This window comes from Candidatus Sordicultor fermentans, from assembly GCF_012728195.1.
Lineage (GTDB): Bacteria > Atribacterota > Atribacteria > Atribacterales > Caldatribacteriaceae > Sordicultor > Sordicultor fermentans.
Window position 1 is genome coordinate 1 of the sequence record NZ_JAAYFP010000132.1, and the last position, 2,909, is coordinate 2,909.

Genomic DNA, 2,909 nt, shown 5'->3' on the forward strand with positions numbered 1-2,909 from the left:
TTCAGGGGCAGGCTAAAAACGGCTTAAAAATTGCCGGGGTGACGAAAAAGGGGTGATAGAGACATTCAGGAATGATAGCTGAGGGGGTGATAGAGACATTCAGGAATGATAAAAAAAAAGACTCTCTCCGAGCGAGAAGGAAAAAAGAAGGAGTCATATGGAGAGCTCTTCCGAGGATAAAGGAAAGAAAGGGGTCTAAAAAAGTAGTCTGTCTCCTTCTCTGATCTTTACGTTCCTCCTTTTTGCGTAGCATGATGGGTAGCTCATCTCTCGGTATTGTTCTACTCAGGACTGTAGAGCATGGAAACCAAAAATCGGCTGCAAGAGCTCATTCAAAGCTTACCGGAGGATATAAAGGCAGAAGTCTATGATTTTGTGCGTTTTCTTTTCCATAGGAAGACTCGGGAAGAGGCTCATGGTGGAATAGTTTTCCTTGCGCCAGGCGTTACGAGAGTTTAAAGAGGAACTATAAGCGATGATGCTAACCAATCTGAGACAAGCCCTTCCCGGTTTTGATGAGGTGGTAATAACCCGACAGGACCACGATTTTACCTGACCCCCGGGAAGATACGAATTGTGGTATACTTGAGGAGAATAATCAAGTAAAGGGGAAAGCAAGATGAAGTTTTTAGTAGTTATTGAAAGAGATGAGGATGGAATGTATATAGTAGAATGCCCCTCTGTTCCTGGATGTGTAAGTCAGGGAAAAACAGAAGAGGAAGCTATTGAAAATATAAAAGAAGCGATAAAAGCATGCCTTGAGGTAAGAGCAGAACAAGGTATGCCTCTTACCATTAACGTGAAAGAGATTGAAATAGCAATATAAATAATGCAAAAATTGCCGGCGTTGAGCGGGCGGGAAACAGCCCGAGTCTTTGAACGTTTAGGATGGGAAATAGCAAGACAGAGAGGTAGTCACATCATTCTTGTAAAAAAGGGCCATGGTGTTACGCTATCCGTTCCAGACCATAAGGAAATTGCTAAAGGAACTCTAAGAAAACTTGTAAATTTGGCCGGAATAACAGTTGAAGAGTTTTTGGACGCAATGAGATAGGAAGTTTCAGGCATCTCATGTGCTTCGCGTGTTCTCCGGTGTTGCGCCTCAGGTGGCTATAGTAAACCTCGTCTGCCCTCTTTACCGAAGTGGTCATAATGATCCTCGCACACTCCTCCCGAGTTTTTAACACAATGTAGCTTGCTTTTAGTGTTTTGAGCAATTCAACAGGTTTTGCGGAATGCTTCTAATATGGACCCCTCGTAGAAGCATTCAGGGGTGACGAACTTGAGAAATCACCCTCGCCCTACCCTCTCCCCGGAAGGGTGAGGAAAGGAAAAAAGAATCAAGGGAGAGGGAAAGAATATGTGGAGTCTCTCGTCGAGGACTTCCTCCCGCTCCCATTCCCGAAATCCTTAATCAGGCATCCATGTTTTTGCTTTTTCTTTGGTTTTTCAATACCGTGGACCCCGGCTTGAAAATTGCCGGGGTGATGAACAGGGAGTGATAGAATCATTCAGGGGCAGGCTAAAAACGGCTCGAAAGTCGCCGGGGTGACGAGGAGGTGGGAATCCAGAGACTTTTACGGAGGGGTGTTTCTCTTCTCCGTGTTTTTTGTTTTTTTCTTTTTGGTCTTTTTGGGGTCATAAGGGGTAAATCCCCTATAGCTCTGTGGCAATCTCGAGGAGTTATAGGAAGCATTCTGGCATTTCGCTTCTTTTCTAAATTTCGGAGCCGGGAGAAATTATCAAAAAATCACTATCCTGCCTGGGAAATTTCGAGGACCAAATTTCTAAAAAAACATCAATTATTTGTGACTCTTCCTTTTTATCCAGACTGAACACTCAAATGATGGCCGGCAATACTTTTTACACTATCGCAAGGACGAGAATTGTTGCGACCCACAGGACCCGGATAGTTTTCTCATACAAAAGCTCCCGGGGTTGTGACAGGGTTTATTTTTGTCGCATATAGTTCCGGGAAACTTTTTACATAATATGGAAAGGAGGATAAAACGCCTTTTTTCGCCATTTCGCTATTTATTCAACTTCCATACCAGATTAATCCTGCCACTCCCGATAAAAGGAGAAATAAAATAGGGTCGGCCTTTTTCCGGTAAACAAGAATAAAAACCACTATTCCTAAACCAGCGGCAAACCAGTCCTTTATCCCTTTTTTAGCCAGAGAGTAGGCAGCCATGGCCATCAGGGCAATAACTGCTGGGCGCAATCCTCGCAAGAAGTGCTGCACTATGGCGTTTTCCTTGAAGTGAGAAAGGAAATGAAACACTATGGTTACCAGTAAAAGAGAAGGAAGACAAAAAGCTAAAGTAGCGGAAACCGAACCCCATACTCCTGCTACCTTGAAGCCTGTAAAAGTGGCAGAGTTAATGCCAATAGGCCCGGGAGTGAGTTCAGAAAGAGTAACTAACTCCAGAAACTCACCGTTGCTCAACCATTGATATGTGTCCACCACTTCTTTTTCAATCAAAGGAAGGGCAGCCATGCCTCCTCCAAAAGAAAAAAACCCTACCCGCAAAAAAGCTAAAAAAAGCTGAAGGTATATCATTTTCTTCTCACCATTCCCAGCATTCCCCCGATTAACACTATCCACAGAGGATGGAGCTCCAGAAGTACGACTAAAAAAAACAGCAGGAAAGCGATGATTAAATCTTCCCAATTATCTAAAGCACTCTTCCCGATATCTACTACTCCTCCTGCGATTAAAGCCACAATCGCTGGGGTGGCTCCCCGAAAAAAATTTTGTACTACTCCCAGGTGTCTATACTGGAGGAAAAAAGAGGCAACAAACATAATAACCAGGAAAGAAGGAAGAACTGCTCCTGAGATAGCTGCAATGCTTCCCGTTATTCCTCCTACCTTTCTTCCCACAAAGCAAGCAGTATTTATAGCAA

The 2,909-nt window shown here is 43.8% G+C and carries 5 protein-coding genes; 3 read left to right on the top strand and 2 right to left on the bottom strand.

Annotation, left to right across the window (positions count from 1 at the left end; translation table 11 throughout):
• Positions 1 to 300: 300 nt before the first annotated feature.
• The 3 genes from GXZ17_RS06990 to GXZ17_RS07000 all read left to right on the top strand — a co-directional run bounded on the left by GXZ17_RS06990 (position 301) and on the right by GXZ17_RS07000 (position 1,054).
• Positions 301 to 459: a DUF2281 domain-containing protein gene (locus tag GXZ17_RS06990; protein ID WP_409376576.1), complete on the top strand. Its 159-nt coding sequence runs from the start codon at positions 301 to 303 to the stop codon at positions 457 to 459.
• A gap of 160 nt (positions 460 to 619) precedes the next feature.
• Entirely contained in the window at positions 620 to 826 is a 207-nt protein-coding gene (locus GXZ17_RS06995; protein ID WP_409376577.1) for a type II toxin-antitoxin system HicB family antitoxin, read from the top strand.
• Between the two features lie 3 nt (positions 827 to 829).
• Entirely contained in the window at positions 830 to 1,054 is a 225-nt protein-coding gene (locus GXZ17_RS07000) for a type II toxin-antitoxin system HicA family toxin (RefSeq protein WP_409376578.1), read from the top strand.
• A gap of 984 nt (positions 1,055 to 2,038) precedes the next feature.
• Here the strand turns inward: GXZ17_RS07000 and GXZ17_RS07005 are convergent.
• Together GXZ17_RS07005 and GXZ17_RS07010 are read right to left on the bottom strand one after the other, a co-directional pair.
• A complete protein-coding gene (locus GXZ17_RS07005) occupies positions 2,039 to 2,563 on the bottom strand; it encodes a chromate transporter (protein ID WP_409376579.1) in 525 nt (174 codons plus the stop codon).
• On the bottom strand, positions 2,560 to 2,909 hold a 350-nt coding region (locus tag GXZ17_RS07010; RefSeq protein ID WP_409376580.1), incomplete at its 5' end, for a chromate transporter. The genes GXZ17_RS07005 and GXZ17_RS07010, both read right to left, overlap by 4 nt.

Bases quoted from the DNA above. Each gene is read 5' to 3' on its own strand.
- GXZ17_RS06995 (WP_409376577.1), top strand. From the start codon at position 620: ATGAAGTTTTTAGTAGTTATTGAAAGAGATGAGGATGGAATGTATATA.
- GXZ17_RS06990 (WP_409376576.1), top strand. From the start codon at position 301: ATGGAAACCAAAAATCGGCTGCAAGAGCTCATTCAAAGCTTACCGGAG.
- GXZ17_RS07000 (WP_409376578.1), top strand. From the start codon at position 830: ATGCAAAAATTGCCGGCGTTGAGCGGGCGGGAAACAGCCCGAGTCTTT.
- GXZ17_RS07005 (WP_409376579.1), bottom strand. From the start codon at position 2,563: ATGATATACCTTCAGCTTTTTTTAGCTTTTTTGCGGGTAGGGTTTTTT.